The organism is Akkermansia sp. NBRC 115031, assembly GCF_030268505.1.
GTDB classification, from domain to species: Bacteria; Verrucomicrobiota; Verrucomicrobiia; order Verrucomicrobiales; family Akkermansiaceae; genus Akkermansia; species Akkermansia massiliensis.
This window is the reverse complement of record NZ_BSQU01000006.1, coordinates 205,556-221,431: the sequence shown is the minus strand read 5'-3', so window position 1 is coordinate 221,431 and position 15,876 is coordinate 205,556. Positions and strand designations below refer to the sequence as shown.

Genomic DNA, 15,876 nt, shown 5'->3' with positions numbered 1-15,876 from the left:
AATTATCCCTCTCTATGTTTTAATTCATCGGAATCGCGTAAGAGTGCAGTTTTTTGAATTCGCTTCCTTGCGGGCCTTGGTCCGTGATGCCGTTGTTGGGGGCGGCATAGGTGTCCAGAGTCATGGAGTCCGGGTAGATGTTCAGGATGTAGTAGGCCGTGATGCCGGAGCGGTATTGCAGGGTTTTTACGCGGGATTTTGCGGGCAGAAGGAAGGGGATGGGCAGCACCTTGTTGCCCGCGGGGGCGCAGATGAGGGAGGTGAGGGTGTTTTTCCCGTCCGGGGATGTAATCATGTACAGGTCGTGGGCATGCAGGTGCCCGGTGACGACGAACCGAACGCCGGCGTCCCGGAGGTTGCGGTAAAAGATGTTCTGCTGTTCCGCCGCGCTGTCGTTGTAGCGGCCCCACAGGCATTCCCGGAATTGCATGGGAGTTTGCAGGGTGCGGTGGGTGAAAATTAGGCAATGGAGCGGAACGGTGTTGGCCTTGCTCCTGTTACGTTTAACCCACGCGCTGAAGTCTACGAGCTGGTCCGGGGTCAGGTCAATGTCCATGAAGTACAGGGAGGCGTTTTTATGGCGGATGCCGTAGTTCAGTTTTCTGGTGGCCAGCCCTTTGGCGCCCTGTTTCCGGGTAGGCAGGAAGAGTTCCCTGAATTGTTCCGCGCGGAAGGGCAGCGATTCATGGTTGCCGCGCACGGCGTAGAAGGGGATGCCTTTTTCCTCCAGCATCTTGTTGAGTTCCTTGCGCTTGGCGAGTCCGTTGACGGGGGCGCTTCCTTCAATGTCCGCCATGTCCCCCACCTGGACGACCATGTCCACCTGGTGCTTCAGGATTTCCCCATAGAGGGTTTTGATGAAGTTGACGGCTACCCCTTCGCTTCCTTCCATGCGTTTAGGGGAGTCATGCGTGTCGCCGATGATGGCGATTCTCCACGGAGCGGGTTCCTCCGCGTGCGCCGCTTGAAACAGAAAGATGAGAAATAGCGCAAGATATTTCATGGCACCTCGTTTTTACCGCCCGCCTGCTTTCCAGGCCAGAAAATTATGCATGCGCCGGAAGAAGGCCGGACGGGTGCTTCTCTTTTTCCTTTTAAAGGTGGCAGTTCGGGGCTGGCCAGAAAAGCTCCACAGCAGTTAGAATCATGAGAGGGATACTCTTTTTCACCGGAGAAACAGGTCCTTTGACGGATTTTATTGGCGGAGGAATGAGCCATTGTGAAGATCGGCTTGCCGGGCTTCCGGAAGGTTTTACCCTCTTTTCAGTGAAGAGGCGTTTTTCTATTCCGGTTGCCGCTGCCCGGAGGGGAGGGCCGTCATCCCCTTGCAGGGAATGCTTTTCCGTTTTTTCCCATCAGTGGGAAACGGAGTTGGAAAAGATATTGATTACCAATACTCCGGCAATGATGAGCGCCAGACCTGAAATCGCCGCCAAGTCCAGGTGCTGCTTGAATGCCACCCACCCGATGGCGGAGATCAGCACAATGCCCATTCCCGACCAGATGGCATACGCAATGCCCACAGGGATGTTTTTCAGCACCAGGCTGAGGCAGTAGAAGGAGCCTGCATATCCGGCTACGGTTATGATGGTGGGCAGGAGCCTGGTAAATTGTTCGCTCTGCTTCAGGAAAGAGGTGGCGATTGTTTCCAGAACAATCGCCAGCAACAGGATAAGATATGCTTTCATGGATTCGTTCCTGCTAAGGCATCGCCCGGGAACCGCCAATGATTATGGGCATCGTGAAGATTTGAGAGAGTAAAAGCCAGGCATTTGAGAAGTCAATGCCCGGCTTTTGATGGAGCGGACGGCTTCGGCCGGAGGCTGCTGTCAATGGACTTGCAGGGCTTTGGCCTGTTCTTCCGTGAGTTCCACGCAGTGCCAGGGAAGGCCGCGCTTGTTGAGTTCGTCCATGAAGGGGTCCGGATCGTTCTGCTCCATGTTGAAGACGCCAGCGCCGGACCATTTGCCCGTAAGGATCATTTCCGCGCCGATCATGGCCGGAACCCCCGTGGTGTAGGAGATGGCCTGGGATCCAACTTCTTCAAAGCATTTTTCATGGTCGCAGATGTTGTAGATGTACACGGCCTTGAATTGGCCGTCCTTGGTTCCGGTGATGACGTTGCCGATGCAGGTTTTTCCTTTCGTGGTCTTGCCCAGGTCCCCCGGGTCCGGCAGCACAGCCTTGAGGAATTGAAGCGGAATGATTTCCACTCCATTGTACATGACCGGGTCAATCCGGGTCATGCCCACGTTCTGGAGCACTTCCAGGTGCTTGAGGTAGTTCGGGGAGAAGGACATCCAGAATTGGGCCCGGCGGATGGTGGGGATGTGCTTGACCAGGCTTTCCATTTCTTCATGGTACATGCGGTAGATTTCATAGGTGCCCACTTCCTGCGGGCAGGTGAAGCTCCGGTGCATGCTCATGGGGGCGGTTTCCCGGAAGGCGCCGTCTTCCCAGTGGCGGCAGGGGGCAGTCACTTCCCGGATGTTGATTTCCGGGTTGAAGTTGGTAGCGAAGGCCTTGCCGTGATTGCCGCCGTTGACGTCAATGATGTCCAGCGTATGGATTTCGTCAAAGTGGTGCTTGAGCGCCCATGCCGTGAAGACGTTGGTGACGCCGGGGTCAAAGCCGGAGCCCAGCAGGGCAAAGAGTCCGGCCTTGCGGAATTTGTCCTGGTACGCCCATTGCCAGGAGTATTCGAATTTGGCTACGTCCCGGGGTTCATAGTTGGCGGTGTCCAGGTAGTTAACGCCGGTTTCCAGGCAGGCGTCCATCAGGTTCAAATCCTGGTAGGGAAGGGCCACGTTGATCAGCAGCTGCGGCTTGACTTCCCGGATGAGGGCCACGGTGGCGGGCACGTCGTCCGCGTTCACGGCGTGGGTGGTGATATTGACGCCCGTTCTGGCGCGTACATCGTCCGCAATGGCGTCACATTTGCTTTTCGTGCGGGAGGCCAGATGAATGTTTTGAAAGATGTCCGGCAGTTGGGCGCATTTGTTGGCTACCACATGTCCGACGCCGCCTGCTCCAATGATTAAAACCGTGTTCATGATATGCCCAGTACATAAGTGAAAACAGTTTGAAAGGCAACCCCGGATTTGGTGCAATAATGACACTGCCTTCCCACGGTCCAAATGGCCGTTCCTGTCGGCTGCCGGACGGCGTTTTCCTTGCGGAAGGCGCGGCCTTTTGGAAATTTTCCAAAAATGATTGAACAAGAGATTGACGCTGGATGTCGGACTCTTCAATATTGAACTGTAGATATGATTAGACAAATTCTGCCAATAGTTGTTGCCGCCTGCGTCGCTCCCTGTTTTGCCGCGGAAGGATGGATTACCGATATGGATGCCGCCAAGAAGCAGGCCGCCGAACAGAAGAAGGACCTCATGATCGAGTTCACCGGTTCCGACTGGTGCCCGCCCTGCATGCAGCTCCGCGCCAACGTGTTCAGCAAGCCTGATTTCCAGAAGGACGCCCAGAAGAATTTCGTGCTCGTGGAGCTGGATTATCCGCGCGGCAAGGAACAGTCCAAGGAAATGAAAGCCGCCAATGACAAGCTTGCCCAGCAGTACGGCGTGCAGGGATTCCCGACGATCGTGTTTGCGGACGCTTCCGGCAAGCCCTTCGGGGGATTTGTGGGCGGCCGTTCCAAGGATGACGTGATGAAGGCCATGCAGGACGCCTTGAAGAACAAGGAAGCCCTGAACGCCGCTGAGGCAAATGTAGCCAAGGCCACCACGGATGAAGCGAAGGTTGCCGCCCTGATGGAAGTGCTCAAGCTGGCGCCCCAGGAGTATGTGGACAATTTTTACGGCGACGTGAAGGCGGAAATCAAGAAGCTGGACAAGGATGACAAGTCCGGCTTGAAAGCCGCTGACGCGCACGCCGACCAGCTTAAGAAGGAACAGAAGGACGTCCAGGATTATCTTGCCGGCAAGCTGACGGACAAGACCACGCCTGCGGAAGCTCTCCAGGTGGTCAAGGCTTATCCCGACCGTGACAAGCTTCTGCCGGAAACCCAGCAGGATTTGCTGATGATGGAGTTCGGGACCTACCTGAATTCCACTGGTGACGTAGACGGTGCCGTGCTGATTCTGGACAAGGTGGCCGAATTGATGCCGGGTACGGAAGCCGGGCAGCGTGCTCCCCGCATCAAGGCCGGCATTCTTGCCAACAAGGACCAGATCAAAGCTCAGATTGAAGCAGCCAAGAAGGCCCAGAGCAAGTAAGTAAAAGCTCCCTTTCCTTGATTCCCTGATTTTGGAAAACGGCCCCGCAGCGGTTCATGCCGCTGCGGGGCTTTTCTTTTTTTCGCCATGAGCTGCTCGCTTAAGCGGCTTCCGTTGAGAGGGTGCCCGTCAGTTCCCGCCGGGTGCAGCCTGCCTTGAAGGCGTCTGTTCCTCTTTTACACGCGGCTGCGGAGAAGGGAGCATCGCGCCGCGCCGCTCTTTCCGCCAAGCCCGGTTATGGAAGAGAAAGGAATCCTGTGGAGCATGCATGCCTGTTTTGCGGAATAAAAAAACCGGCCCCGGCATGATGCCGGGCCGGCTGGCTGCATGCTCTCTCCGTGGGAGAAAAAGGGCGTTATTGAAGCTTGATGACGGTGTCCAGGCTGTCCCAGGCCACGCCTGCGGGCAGCGTGATTTTGTATTGGGCGCCTTCCTTTTCAAGCTTGGCGGCTTTTCCGTTTCCACTGCCGTTCACGATGACGGTCGCTTTTGTGAATTTCTCGCCGATGTCCTTGATGAAGAGAGGTTCGGAGCCTTTCAGCTCTTTTCCTTGTTGAGCAATCAGCGGGCTGACATGCAGGTAGACGGTTTTTTTGCCGCGCCGGTCCGTCTTGTAGCAGCTGCCGCCCCAGGGCTGGTCCTTGTAGGGACCTCCGCGGGTGTTGTAAATGGCTTCCCGGTAGGGGGCGATCCACTTGCCCATGGCCAGGAAGGTTTCAGCCTGTTTCGGGTCGAACGTGCCCAGCGGCGTGGGTCCGATGTTGTAAAGCAGGTTGCCGTCCTTGACGGTGTTGTTGATCAGGAATTTGATGGAGGTTTCCACGGGCTTGGCCTTCGCCTTGGAGGTGTAGGACCAGTTGCCCGTCCAGCGGGTGCCGGGGATGTCCGCCACGGTCATGCAGCTTTCCCAGGGCGTTTTGTCATTGAACGGCCCCAGCTTGCATTCCGGCGTCAGGAAATCTCCTTTCAGGTCGTCGGGCAGCGGACCCTTGTTGCCTCCGCGGGTGCCGTTCATGCGGTTGTTGACCAGAATGTCCGGCTGGTACTGCTTGATGCGGCGCATCATGGTGCGGGGATCCCACTGGTTGAGGGAGCTGTTGCCCAGGCTGTCGAACCACAGCACGTCCACCTGTCCGTAGCGGGTGAGCAGTTCACTGATCTGGCCGAAGTAGTATTCCAGGTAGCGGTAGTGCTGGTCGGTCAGGTAGTAGGGATTGTACCAGTCCCGCCCGGAGTAGTAGAAGCCCAGCCTGAGCCCTGCCGCATGGACCGCCGCCGCGAATTGCCCCACGATATCCTTGCCGTAGGGGGTATTGGCGATGGTGAAGGTGTCGTAGTCGGAGGGGAAGTTGGAGAAGCTGTCGTGGTGCTTGGTGGTCAGCACGGCATATTTCATGCCGCTTTTTTTGGCGACGGACATCCACTTCCGGGGATCGTATTGTTTGGGATTGAAGCGGCGGTGGGCGGAGTCATATTCAAAGTCCATGATGTTTTTATGGCCGCTTGCGCTGTCTTTGGGGCGCGCCGCATTGCGTTCCCAGCTGATTTCCCGTTCCAGCAGGGAAGAGGGGTTCCAGTGGACAAAGAGGCCGAATTTGGCGTCCCGGAACCATTTTAACTGTTCGTCACTGGCCTTGAAGTCGAAGAGCCTGTTGACGGCTTCATTGATCAGGTCGCGGTCCGCGACCGGGGAAAAGACGTTTTTTTCAGGGGAAAGAACCACCAGTCCTTCCGCCATGGGCTGCATGCGGAAGTTCGGGAGGGGAGCCTTTTCCTTGTCTCCCAGCCAGAGGTTGAGTTTCAGCGCCCTGGCCACGTTCCCTATTTCGTAGGCCTTCTGGCCGCCCGCTTCCTCCATGATTTCGTCCGGCAGCTCCTTCTTGAAAACGGCCTGCACAAAGGGGTGGTTTACATAGATTTTCCCGTTTTCCCGGAAGGGCCTGATGTCTTCCGGCAGGGCTATCCGTTCGTTGGCCGCCATCGCGTAGGGGGCACCGTGGAGTTTGTCCGTGTCCACGGTGAAATAAACGGCGTCCTTGAGCTTTTCAGACAGCTCCTTCTGGAGTGCGTCCACGTTTTCCTGATAGCTTTTTCCGGGGTCAAAACGATTGTTGATGCTTTCCGCCTGCTTTTCCGTAATGACCGGGCCTATCCACGGGCTGGCAATCGCATCCTTCGTGCCGCCGCCCACGATGATCCGGAAATATTTTCCGGCGTCCTTGTCCGTCAGGGTGTAGGATTCCGCGTCCTTGCCCTGCTGCACCAGCACGGGCTTTCCGGTCCGGGAATCCGCTTTTTCCCATTGGATGACAGGGCTGGCGGGTTCGTCCTCAGGAGTGCTGTAGCGGCTCTCCAGCGTGGTTCCGACCACTTCCTCCCCGTTAATGTAGGCTCTGAGCCACGGAGCTACGGGCTCTCCCCAGGCCGGAGTGAGGAGCATCCCCCCAAATGCGGTCAGAAGACAGAAGGCATGGTTTTTGAGTTTAAACATGGGGGAAAAATTAAGGGAGGAACAGTTGGGAAAACAGGATAAAAAAGACTGTTTCAGAAAAGACCAGTGGAGGCGGTTTCCGGGATTTCCTTCCGGTAGAATCCTGTGGGGGATGGGAAGGCGGCACGTCATGCATCTGAGGCGGGGGAGGACAGGCGGCGTATTTGCCCAGGCTTCCCGGCGCGCAAGCGTCTCTTTTAGACGGTTTTTGTGAAGATATCCTGCGGCGGCCGGTTTTTCCCTCGGGAAGTGTTTCGTGCCCGTTGTTGGTTTGGTTCAGGAGAGGAACCGCCTCCCTGCCGGCAAAGGAATGTCCACAAGTACGGGCCGGCCGTGAACGGAGCGGCATGATGCCCGGCAGTAGCGGAGGGAGGGATTTCCGGGAAGATTCCGTGAGCCGCGGAGCGGCGGTTGTATTTCTTGAGGTGAAGCCTTGCGCGGGGGAAGGAAACCTGACAGAATCCCGCCATGCGCCTGTTCATGATGTTCTGTGTGATGCTGCTGCTCGCCGGATGCGATACGCGTACCAGCGTGGAACGGGCGCAGGAGGAAGGAGTGCTGATCGTGGGCAATAATGCGGAACCGCAGAGTTTTGATCCGCATATTGCCACCTCCGTTTCCGATTTCAAGATTATCAATGCCGTGATGGAAGGGCTGCTGCGCGGGGATTCCAGGGATGACGCCGTTTTTCATCCAGCCGTGGCGGAGTCCTGGACGCATAATCCGGAGGCGGACAAGTGGCGGTTTTCCCTGCGGAAGGACGCCGTGTGGAGCGACGGCGTTCCGGTGACGGCCCATGATTTCGTTTATGCCTACCACCGCCTGCTTCATCCGGAGTTTGGCGGAAGGTATGCGGACATGCTTTATCCGCTGAAGAATGCGGAGGCTTACAACCGGAACAGGCGCAGCCTGCTGCTGTGCGGCCCCGGTTCCCGGCTGGCCGGGGAAGCGGGGCTGGATGGAGAGGCTCTGGCACGGGTGGATTGGGAGAGGCTGGACGGCATGGGCGCCCGGGAGCTGGAGGCGCTGCGGAAGGATATTTCCCGGATGGAGTGGCCGGACGGAATGCCGGAGGAAGGCGCGCGGAGAATCGCGGCCCGGATGCTGGAGGATGTCCGGGCCGGAAGACCGGATTTGTGGGAGGAGGCCCGTGTGGGCGTGCGCGCCGCGGACGATCATACCCTGGAGCTGGAAATGCGTTCTCCGATGCCCCAGCTTCCCCTGCTGCTGCTTCATTGCACCTGGTTTCCGGTTCCCCGCCATACGGTGGAAGCCCACGGCGGCATGCTGGACAGGACGGGGGGCTGGACGCGGCCCGGCAAGGCTGTGGGGAATGGTCCTTTTCTGATGGCGGAGCACCGTTTCAATGATTATGTGGAGGTGCGGCGCAATCCCCGCTACCGGAACGCCTCCTCCGTCCGGCTGAACGGGGTCCGTTTTCTACCCACCGTGAACGGCTTTACGGAAACCCGCATGTTTTTCAACGGCAAGCTCCATGTCACCAATAACGTTCCCCCGGAAATGACGGCGTACGCGCGGGAGCGCGGCGGCGGTGATTTCTGCCAGGATGATTATTACGTGACTATTTTTTACCGGCTAAATACGTCGCGCGCGCCGCTGGATGACGCCCGCGTCAGGCGTGCCCTTTCCCTGGCCGTGGACCGGGAGACCCTGGTGCGTGACGTGGTGTGCGGGGGCGGCCAGCCGTGCTTCGGCTTTACGCCGGACGGCGCAGGCTACAAGACGCCGCACGGGGTGGAGTTCAATCCGGAGAAGGCGCGCGCCCTGCTGGCGCAGGCGGGTTTCCCCGGCGGAAAGGGGTTTCCGCGGCTGGAGTTGATGACCACGTCCAGGGAGGTGCAGAAGACGATGGCGGAAGCCATCCAGGGCATGTGGAAGAGGCACCTGGGCGTTCACGTGGATATCCGTTCCTGTGAATGGACGGCCTACAAGTTCGCGCAGAATTCCATGCAGTATGATTTCAGTTCCTCCTCCTGGTCCGGGGATTATCTGGACCCGTCCAGTTTTCTGGATTTGTGGAGCTCCGCCTCCGGGAACAACAACACGGGCTGGTCCCGCCCGGAGTATGAGCGCCTGCTGGCGGAGAGCCGCGCCACGGGAGACCAGGAGAAGCGCATGGCCCTGCTGGCCCGTGCGGAAGCGCTGATGCTTTCGGAGTCTCCGGTGATTCCCCTGTACTGGGCCAGGCGGTCCTATTTGAAGAGTCCGGAGGTGCGGGGATGGCATCCCCTGCTGCTGGACAACCATTTGTTTGAAGACATCAGCCTGGGCGCGCCCAGGGAGCAGGGGAAGGAGGCCGCGCCTTGACCAGGATGATTTTGAAACGCCTGGGGCAGGGGCTTCTGGTCCTGCTGGTGCTGGAGACCGTGACGTTTTTCCTGATACGCCTGCTGCCGGGCCACCCCTTCATGGGGGAGAAGAAGCTGCCGGAGCACGTCCTCCAGCAGCTCCAGACCAGCTACGGGCTGGACCAGAGCTCCCTGGTCCAGTACGGGCGCTACTGGTGGAACATGCTGGTCCATGGCGACCTGGGGCCGTCCCTGGTGAAGGAGGGCATCAGCGTGGCGGACATGATCGGCCAGTCATTCCCGGTATCCCTCCAGCTTGGCGTCATAGGCATGGTGATTTCCATTCTGGTGGGCATTCCCGCCGGGATCGTGGCGGCCCTGTACAAGAACCGGTGGATGGACTGGTGGGTGATGCTGGTTTCCATGGCCGGCATCTGTATTCCCGCCTTCGTGGTGGCTCCGCTGCTGGGTGTGGCGCTGGGCATGCATGTGCCCGGCCTGAGCGTTGCCGGATGGGATTCTCCCGGCTGCGTGGTGCTGCCTGCGCTGACGCTGGGATTGGTGAATGCCGCGTACCTAGCGCGCCTGACGCGCGGAGGCATGCTTGAGGTGCTGGGACAGGATTTCATCAGGACGGCCCGCGCCAAGGGGGCGGGCCCCTTCCGCACGGTCTGGAAGCACGCCCTGCGCGGCGGCCTGATTCCGGCCCTTTCCTATCTGGGGCCGGCCTTTGCCGCCATGATTACCGGCTCCTTTGTAGTGGAGACCTGCTTCCAGGTTCCCGGCATGGGCCAGCATTTCGTGAACGCCACCACGGACCGGGATTATTTCCTGATCCAGGGGCTTGTCCTGTTTTACGGCATCCTGATCGTAGCGGCCAACCTGGCCGTGGACCTGGTGCAGATGGCCGTCAACCCCAGATTGAGGGCGGAGTCATGAAGAACAGGGAATGGAACAGCATGGAGGAGCAGGGCTCCTCCCTGTGGAGAGACGCCTTTCTGCGGCTTTCGCGCAACCGCGCGGCCATGTTTTCCCTGCTGGCGCTGGCGCTGATTGTGGCGGCCTGTTTTCTGGGTCCGCTGCTGCCGTGGCTGCCGCACCCGAATGTGCAGGACCTGTCCCGCATTGCGGAAAGTCCTTCCTGGCAGCACTGGTTCGGCACGGACCAGCTCGGGCGGGACCTGCTGGCGCGCGTGCTGTACGGGGGCCGCATTTCCCTGCTGGTGGGCGTGGTGGCCACGGGCGTTTCCCTGGTCATCGGCGTGACGTACGGGCTGGTTTCCGGTTATGCCGGGGGCAGGCTGGACGCCCTGATGATGCGCCTGGTGGACGTGCTTTTCGCCCTGCCGTTCATCGTGCTGGTGATTATTTTCTCCCTGTCCGTGGAGGAACCCGCCCAGCAGCTGACGCAGTGGGTTTCCGGCGTCACGGGCTGGTCCGTGGAGATGGTGAGTCCCATGACCGGATTGATTCCCCTCTTCATCGCCATCGGCGCGCTGGGCTGGCTGACGCTGGCGCGCATCGTCCGCACGCAGACGCTGGAGCTGAAGGGGCAGGAGTTCGTGGAGGCGGCCCGCTCCCTGGGCATCGGGCACATGAAGATTCTGTTCCGCCACATTGCGCCGAATTTGTTCGGGTCCGTCATCGTGTACACGACGCTGGCCGTTCCCGGCATCATGCTGCTGGAGGCTGTCCTGTCCTTCCTGGGCCTGGGCGTGAAGGCTCCCAATTCTTCCTGGGGCACGCTGATCAAGGAGGGGGCGGACCGCATGGAGGTGAGCCCGGAACTGCTCCTGTTCCCGGCGCTGCTGTTTTCCGCTACCCTGCTGGCGCTGAATTTCCTGGGGGACGGGCTGCGTGACGCCCTGGACCCCAAGTCTTCCAAGGATTGACGCTTTTGAATAAAAGACAATGAAGGTTGCTTTAACGATTTCCATGCTGGTGGTCTCCAACGTTTTTATGACGTGGGCGTGGTACGGGCATTTGAAGAAGGGTTCCGCGGCGGACGACAAGCCCCTGCTGCTGATTATCCTGATGAGCTGGGGCGTGGCGTTTTTCGAGTACTGCTTCATGATTCCCGCCAACCGCCTGGGCAATGCGGGAGGCCTTAACGTGGCCCAGCTCAAGATCATGCAGGAGGTGATCACCCTGTGCGTGTTCATCCCCTTCGCCCTGTTCTACATCGGGGAGAAATGGAAGTGGGACTACCTGTGGGCTTTTTTATGCGTGCTGGGGGCCGTTTTCTTTGTCAATAGGGAGCGTTTGCTCGGGTGACAGACTTTTTTCGTTCGCATTCCTCTTTCAGGGTGGTCTTACCATTTAGAAAGATGAATATGAAAATAATACCTATTCTTGCAGCAGCAGCCGTAGCCGTCCTGGCCGCAGGCTGCCACCATCGCCATAATAATAATGATTATTACCGCCCCGGTCCGTCGCACCATTATAACCATAATGATTATAACAACGGCTGGCATCACGGGCAGAACAGGCCGGGTCCCAAGCCCCGCCCGCATTACGTGACCGCCAACCAGGCTTCCTATCCCCGCCTGTACCAGCTCATGTAGTTTTTGCGGTTCCGCAGGAACGCCGCCGCTTGCGGAAAAGGGCAGCGTAAACCATGGAGCGGCGTTGGCGGGAAGGGCGTGTGAAGGGACGCAGTTTTGGCATGCCGTTCCCTGCGTGGCACGGATACCACCTCCGGGCCGCCCGCTTCCCGGTACCGGCACGGGCTCCGGAGGGCCCTTTGCCGGGCCTGATGCTTCGCGCACAGGATATAAGCTTGAAAAGGCGCGGTGCCCCCGGCACTCTATGCGCCAGATCAATGACTATAGATGAGCAATTAGACATATTGATGGGCGGTACCGCCGTCGTGATCAGCCGTGAAGAGTTGAAGGAGCGCCTCAAGCTGGGCCGTCCCCTGCGCGTGAAGCTGGGTGTGGACCCCACCGCGCCGGATATTCACCTGGGCCATACCGTGGCTATTGAAAAACTGCGCCAGTTCCAGGAACTGGGCCACCAGGCCATTTTGCTCATCGGGGATTTCACGGCCACCATCGGGGATCCCTCCGGCCGTTCCGTCACGCGGCCCCCTCTTTCCCGTGAACAGGTGCTGGAGAATGCGGAGACATACACCAAGCAGGCGTTCAAGATTCTGGACCGGGACAGGACGGAGATCGTCTACAACGGGGACTGGTTCCGCAAGATGACGTATGAGGAAGTGCTTAAGCTCAATTCCCGCGTGACCATGCAGCAGATGCTGGCCCGGGAGGATTTCAAGGCCCGCGTGGAGGGCGGCAAGGAGGTGCGCCTGCACGAAATGCAGTACCCGATCATGCAGGGCTGGGATTCCGTGGAAATCCGGTCGGACGTGGAACTGGGCGGCACGGACCAGCTTTTCAACATCCTGGTAGGGCGCGACCTCCAGAAGGAGGAGGGCATGCTGCCCCAGATCGCCATGACGATGCCCCTGCTGGAAGGCCTGGACGGCGTGCGCAAGATGTCCAAGTCCTACGGGAATTACGTGGGCGTGGATGAAGCGCCGGAAATGATGTTCGGCAAGATGATGAGCGCCAGCGACGAGCTGATGGACCGCTATTACCAGGTGCTGCTGGGCGAGAAGCGGGACATGGGACTGCACCCGATGGAAGCCAAGAAGCTGCTGGCCTGGAAGATTACGGCCCGCTATCACGACTCCGCCGCCGCGGACGCCGCCCGCGCGGACTGGGAAACCCGTTTCTCCAAGAGGGACCTGGCCGCCGCGGATTTGCCGGAAGTGGAGATCGCCTCCCTGCCTGCCGGCATGAATGCGCTGGCCCTGGTGGCCTTCCTTTTTGAGAACGTTTTCCAGGTGAAGAAGTCCAACGGCGTTTTGCGCAAGGAGCATTTCACGCCCGGCGCCATCCAGTTGAACGACGCCAAGGTGACGGACCCCGCCGCCGTGCCGGAGCTGGCCCCCGGCAGCGTTCTGCGCCTGAGCAAGAAGCACGCCGTGCGCTTCAAGTAGGGAGCCGGAAACGGCGTTCACCTTTCTTCCTTCCTCCATGCCGGGATTCCTTTCCAAATTGGACCGCTTTACCGTCGGCCTCATCGTCAGCGTGAGCGCGGGGATTCTGATTCCCTGTTCCGGCGTGTGGGATACGGTGTTCAGCCGCTTGAGCGATGCGGCCATCATCCTGCTCTTTTTCCTGTACGGGGCCAAGCTTTCCCGCCGCTCCGTATGGGAGGGGCTGATGCACTGGCGCCTCCAGGGCCTGGTGGCTGCAAGCACCTTCGTGATTTTCCCCCTGCTGGGCATTCTGAGCATGCCGCTGTGGAACAGCGTGCTGGGGCCGGATTTGTGCATGGGCATGCTGTACGTGTGCATGCTGCCTTCCACGGTGCAGTCCAGCATAGCGTTCACCTCCATGGCGGGCGGGAATGTGGCCGCGGCCATCTGCTCCGCCTCCGTTTCCAGTCTGCTGGGAGTGTTCCTCACGCCTCTGCTGGTGGGGCTGGTGTGGTCCCGCGGAGGGGAGGGAGGCGTGGATTTTTCCACCTTCCTGAACATCTGCTATATTATTCTGGTGCCCTTTGTGGCCGGGCAGGTTGCCCAGCGCTGGATCGGCAAATGGGTGGTCACGCACCGGAACATTACTTCCTGGACGGACCACAGCACGATCTGGCTGGTGATTTACACGGCGTTCAGCCATGCGATGATTAACGGCGTGTGGAAGAACCTGCCCTGGCTCTCCCTGGTGGAGGTGCTTGTCTTCTGCGGCATTCTGCTGGCCGCGGCCCTGTGGCTGACGGCCTTCCTTTCCCGCAAGTTGCATTTCTCCCGGGAGGACCGCATCGCGATTATTTTCTGCGGCTCCAAGAAGAGCCTGGCCACCGGCATCCCGATGATGAACGTGATTTTTGCCGGAGCGCCCATCGGGCTGCTGGTGATTCCCATCATGGTTTTCCACCAGCTCCAGCTGATGGTCTGTTCCTTCCTGGCCCGGAAGTGGGCGAAGGACGTGGGAAAGGGAGACAAGCTGTAAGGCAGCCTCCGCTTGCCGGTCAATGCCCGGCCAGGCGCAGGACTCCGTCGCACTGCATGTCCCGGCCAGGAACGACTACATGGCTGCCGTAGGAGGGGATTTTGGCCGTGACGGGCTTGTTGCGGAATTTGGACATGAACCGCTGGAAGGGCTCCATGTCCTCCGGGATGATCTTCACTTCCGTATAGGCGGGGTTGGACGGCATGTCCGTGATTTCCACCCGGAAGGAGCCTACGCCGTTGCCGTCCGGCGTGTAGAATTCCAGGGATTCCTCCGGGGTGGAGGGGTGCATGAAGAACAGGAAGAGCATGATGCCCAGGGCCGCCAGGGTGACGACGGTCAGCGGAATGTTTTTTCTGAGGGGACTGATGTGCATGCCTGCTTTTCCTTTCTTCCATAAGATTATGGGTTTTACTGGGACGTGTCAACCCCTCCGGAGGAAAGCCATGACGCGGAGCCGCTCCATGTTCTTTTGGCGGAACGGGTTCCGGCGGAGCAAGGGTGGACGGAAAAAGGATTGCGTCCGCGGGACAATGTGGTAGCTTGTGCGGACAAAGGGAGCCCTATGACCGTGCCCGTAAAGATACTGTCCGTATTGACAGGACTGAGCCTGGCCGGAAGCGTTCAGGCGCGCATCTGGACGAATGACCGGGGCGCTACCGTCGTAGCCGTGCTGGTGGCCGTCCGTGATGCGGAGGTGGACCTGAAGCTTCAGGACGGCCGGATAGTAGCCGTTCCCAAGAACGTTTTTTCCGGCGCCGACCAGGCGTATATCCTGGAATGGGTGAAGTCCGGCGGCACGCTTCCGGATACGGATGTGGGGGCGGAGAACCCTCCCGCGCAGGGTGCGTCCGGCGGACGTTACGTTCCCCTGGAGCCGAATTGGGACGCTCCGTGGCCGGAGAGGGCGGCCGCGCCCGGCTATCTGCTGGTGAAGGCCGTGCAGGAGACGGATGAGCTGAGCGTGTATGAAACGGACCATTTCGTCATTGAGTCCCCCGGAAAATTGCCGGAAACGGAACATATGGCCCTGGCGCGGCGTTTTGAAACCATTCTGTCCGCCCTGGCGGCCGTTCCCATGAATCTGGCGGTGGCCCGCCGCCCCTCCCGCAAGTATCTGGTGAGGGTATGTTTTCAGGAAGAGGATTTCAACAAGGCGCCGGGCCTGCGGAACGGGAGGCTCAAGTTTTCCCCCACCAGTTTTACGGCCCTGCTGCTGCGGGATAAAAAGGGAAAGCCGCTGAAGCTGGACGCGGTGGATCCGCGCTTTGCCGTCACCCACTGGGTGGCGCAGTCCATGGATTTGGAACACTGGCTGGTGGACGGTTTTTCCGCGTACATGGCTTTTCTTCCCATGGAGAAGGAGGCGATGGTATTCCGGAAGCTCCCGGGAAGGCTGGCTGCCATGCTTCCCCGCGCCGTGCGCACGGGCAGGGAGCCGCTGCCTGCCCTGGCGGACCTGCTGGCGCGGGATTCCGTTCATTCCGCCGCAGGCCATGGCCTCCCTTCAAAGGGGGACGCGTCCCGGTACTGGGCCGATCTGTTATGGACGGTGTACTGGTGCCATCTGGAAGGGGACGGCAAGGCGGAACGCCTCAGGCGTTACCTGGAAGCCTGGGATGCGGAGGACGTCAACGGGGCGCACGCCGTTCTGCTGGACGGGAAGGCTCCGGAAGAGGTGGAGAGGGAAATGGCCGCAGCCTGGAAAAAACTGGGCGTGAAGCTGAAGTTTTCACCGTCCGCCCCTTCCGCTGCGGACGGGAAAAAGGCGGCGGAGAAATGACGGAAGGAGGGGTGGAAAAGCCTCCGGTTTCCGGAAAATC

The 15,876-nt window shown here is 59.5% G+C and carries 14 protein-coding genes; 9 read left to right on the top strand and 5 right to left on the bottom strand.

Annotated elements, in window-relative coordinates; all coding sequences use genetic code 11:
• Positions 1-19: 19 nt before the first annotated feature.
• The 3 genes from QSJ36_RS09730 to QSJ36_RS09720 all read right to left on the bottom strand — a co-directional run bounded on the left by QSJ36_RS09730 (position 20) and on the right by QSJ36_RS09720 (position 3,053).
• Positions 20-1,003 carry a metallophosphoesterase gene (locus QSJ36_RS09730; protein ID WP_215442774.1) on the bottom strand — a complete coding sequence of 328 codons (984 nt, stop codon included), beginning with the start codon at positions 1,001-1,003 and terminating at the stop codon, positions 20-22.
• Positions 1,004-1,355: 352 nt separating this feature from the next.
• Positions 1,356-1,688, bottom strand: a complete 333-nt coding sequence (locus QSJ36_RS09725; protein ID WP_022397508.1) for an SMR family transporter — start codon at positions 1,686-1,688, stop codon at positions 1,356-1,358.
• Between the two features lie 141 nt (positions 1,689-1,829).
• A complete protein-coding gene (locus QSJ36_RS09720) occupies positions 1,830-3,053 on the bottom strand; it encodes a saccharopine dehydrogenase family protein (protein ID WP_102729548.1) in 1,224 nt (407 codons plus the stop codon).
• A 213-nt stretch (positions 3,054-3,266) separates the two neighbouring features.
• Between QSJ36_RS09720 and QSJ36_RS09715 the strand changes: the two genes are divergently transcribed.
• Positions 3,267-4,232, top strand: a complete 966-nt coding sequence (locus tag QSJ36_RS09715) for a thioredoxin family protein (RefSeq protein ID WP_102721055.1) — start codon at positions 3,267-3,269, stop codon at positions 4,230-4,232.
• Between the two features lie 355 nt (positions 4,233-4,587).
• On the opposite strand, the gene QSJ36_RS09710 is transcribed toward QSJ36_RS09715, so the two are convergent.
• Positions 4,588-6,723, bottom strand: a complete 2,136-nt coding sequence (locus tag QSJ36_RS09710; RefSeq protein ID WP_215442772.1) for an alpha-L-fucosidase — start codon at positions 6,721-6,723, stop codon at positions 4,588-4,590.
• Positions 6,724-7,191: 468 nt separating this feature from the next.
• Between QSJ36_RS09710 and QSJ36_RS09705 the strand changes: the two genes are divergently transcribed.
• From QSJ36_RS09705 to QSJ36_RS09675, 7 genes are all read left to right on the top strand, one after another.
• On the top strand, positions 7,192-9,051 hold the full coding sequence (locus QSJ36_RS09705; protein ID WP_285468519.1) for a peptide ABC transporter substrate-binding protein: 1,860 nt from the start codon (positions 7,192-7,194) through the stop codon (positions 9,049-9,051).
• 5 nt (positions 9,052-9,056) lie between these two features.
• On the top strand, positions 9,057-9,971 hold the full coding sequence (locus QSJ36_RS09700) for an ABC transporter permease (RefSeq protein WP_102729144.1): 915 nt from the start codon (positions 9,057-9,059) through the stop codon (positions 9,969-9,971).
• Positions 9,968-10,924, top strand: a complete 957-nt coding sequence (locus tag QSJ36_RS09695) for an ABC transporter permease (protein WP_250715176.1) — start codon at positions 9,968-9,970, stop codon at positions 10,922-10,924. The genes QSJ36_RS09700 and QSJ36_RS09695 overlap by 4 nt, the downstream gene beginning before the upstream one ends.
• Positions 10,925-10,943: 19 nt before the next feature.
• Positions 10,944-11,306, top strand: coding sequence for a DMT family protein (locus QSJ36_RS09690; protein ID WP_102721059.1), 363 nt, complete (start codon positions 10,944-10,946; stop codon positions 11,304-11,306).
• A gap of 59 nt (positions 11,307-11,365) precedes the next feature.
• The gene (locus tag QSJ36_RS09685) at positions 11,366-11,596 is read left to right on the top strand and encodes a hypothetical protein (RefSeq protein WP_146017944.1); all 231 of its coding nucleotides are present in this window, start codon (positions 11,366-11,368) and stop codon (positions 11,594-11,596) included.
• Positions 11,597-11,853: 257 nt separating this feature from the next.
• Positions 11,854-13,035: a tyrosine--tRNA ligase gene (gene tyrS / locus QSJ36_RS09680; protein WP_102721061.1), complete on the top strand. Its 1,182-nt coding sequence runs from the start codon at positions 11,854-11,856 to the stop codon at positions 13,033-13,035.
• Between the two features lie 37 nt (positions 13,036-13,072).
• Positions 13,073-14,053, top strand: a complete 981-nt coding sequence (locus tag QSJ36_RS09675; RefSeq protein ID WP_022397496.1) for a bile acid:sodium symporter family protein — start codon at positions 13,073-13,075, stop codon at positions 14,051-14,053.
• 19 nt (positions 14,054-14,072) lie between these two features.
• On the opposite strand, the gene QSJ36_RS09670 is transcribed toward QSJ36_RS09675, so the two are convergent.
• Positions 14,073-14,429, bottom strand: coding sequence for a hypothetical protein (locus QSJ36_RS09670; RefSeq protein WP_022397495.1), 357 nt, complete (start codon positions 14,427-14,429; stop codon positions 14,073-14,075).
• Positions 14,430-14,618: 189 nt separating this feature from the next.
• On the opposite strand from QSJ36_RS09670, the gene QSJ36_RS09665 reads away from it, so the two are divergent.
• Entirely contained in the window at positions 14,619-15,836 is a 1,218-nt protein-coding gene (locus tag QSJ36_RS09665; RefSeq protein WP_022397494.1) for a hypothetical protein, read from the top strand.
• Positions 15,837-15,876 lie beyond the last annotated feature (40 nt).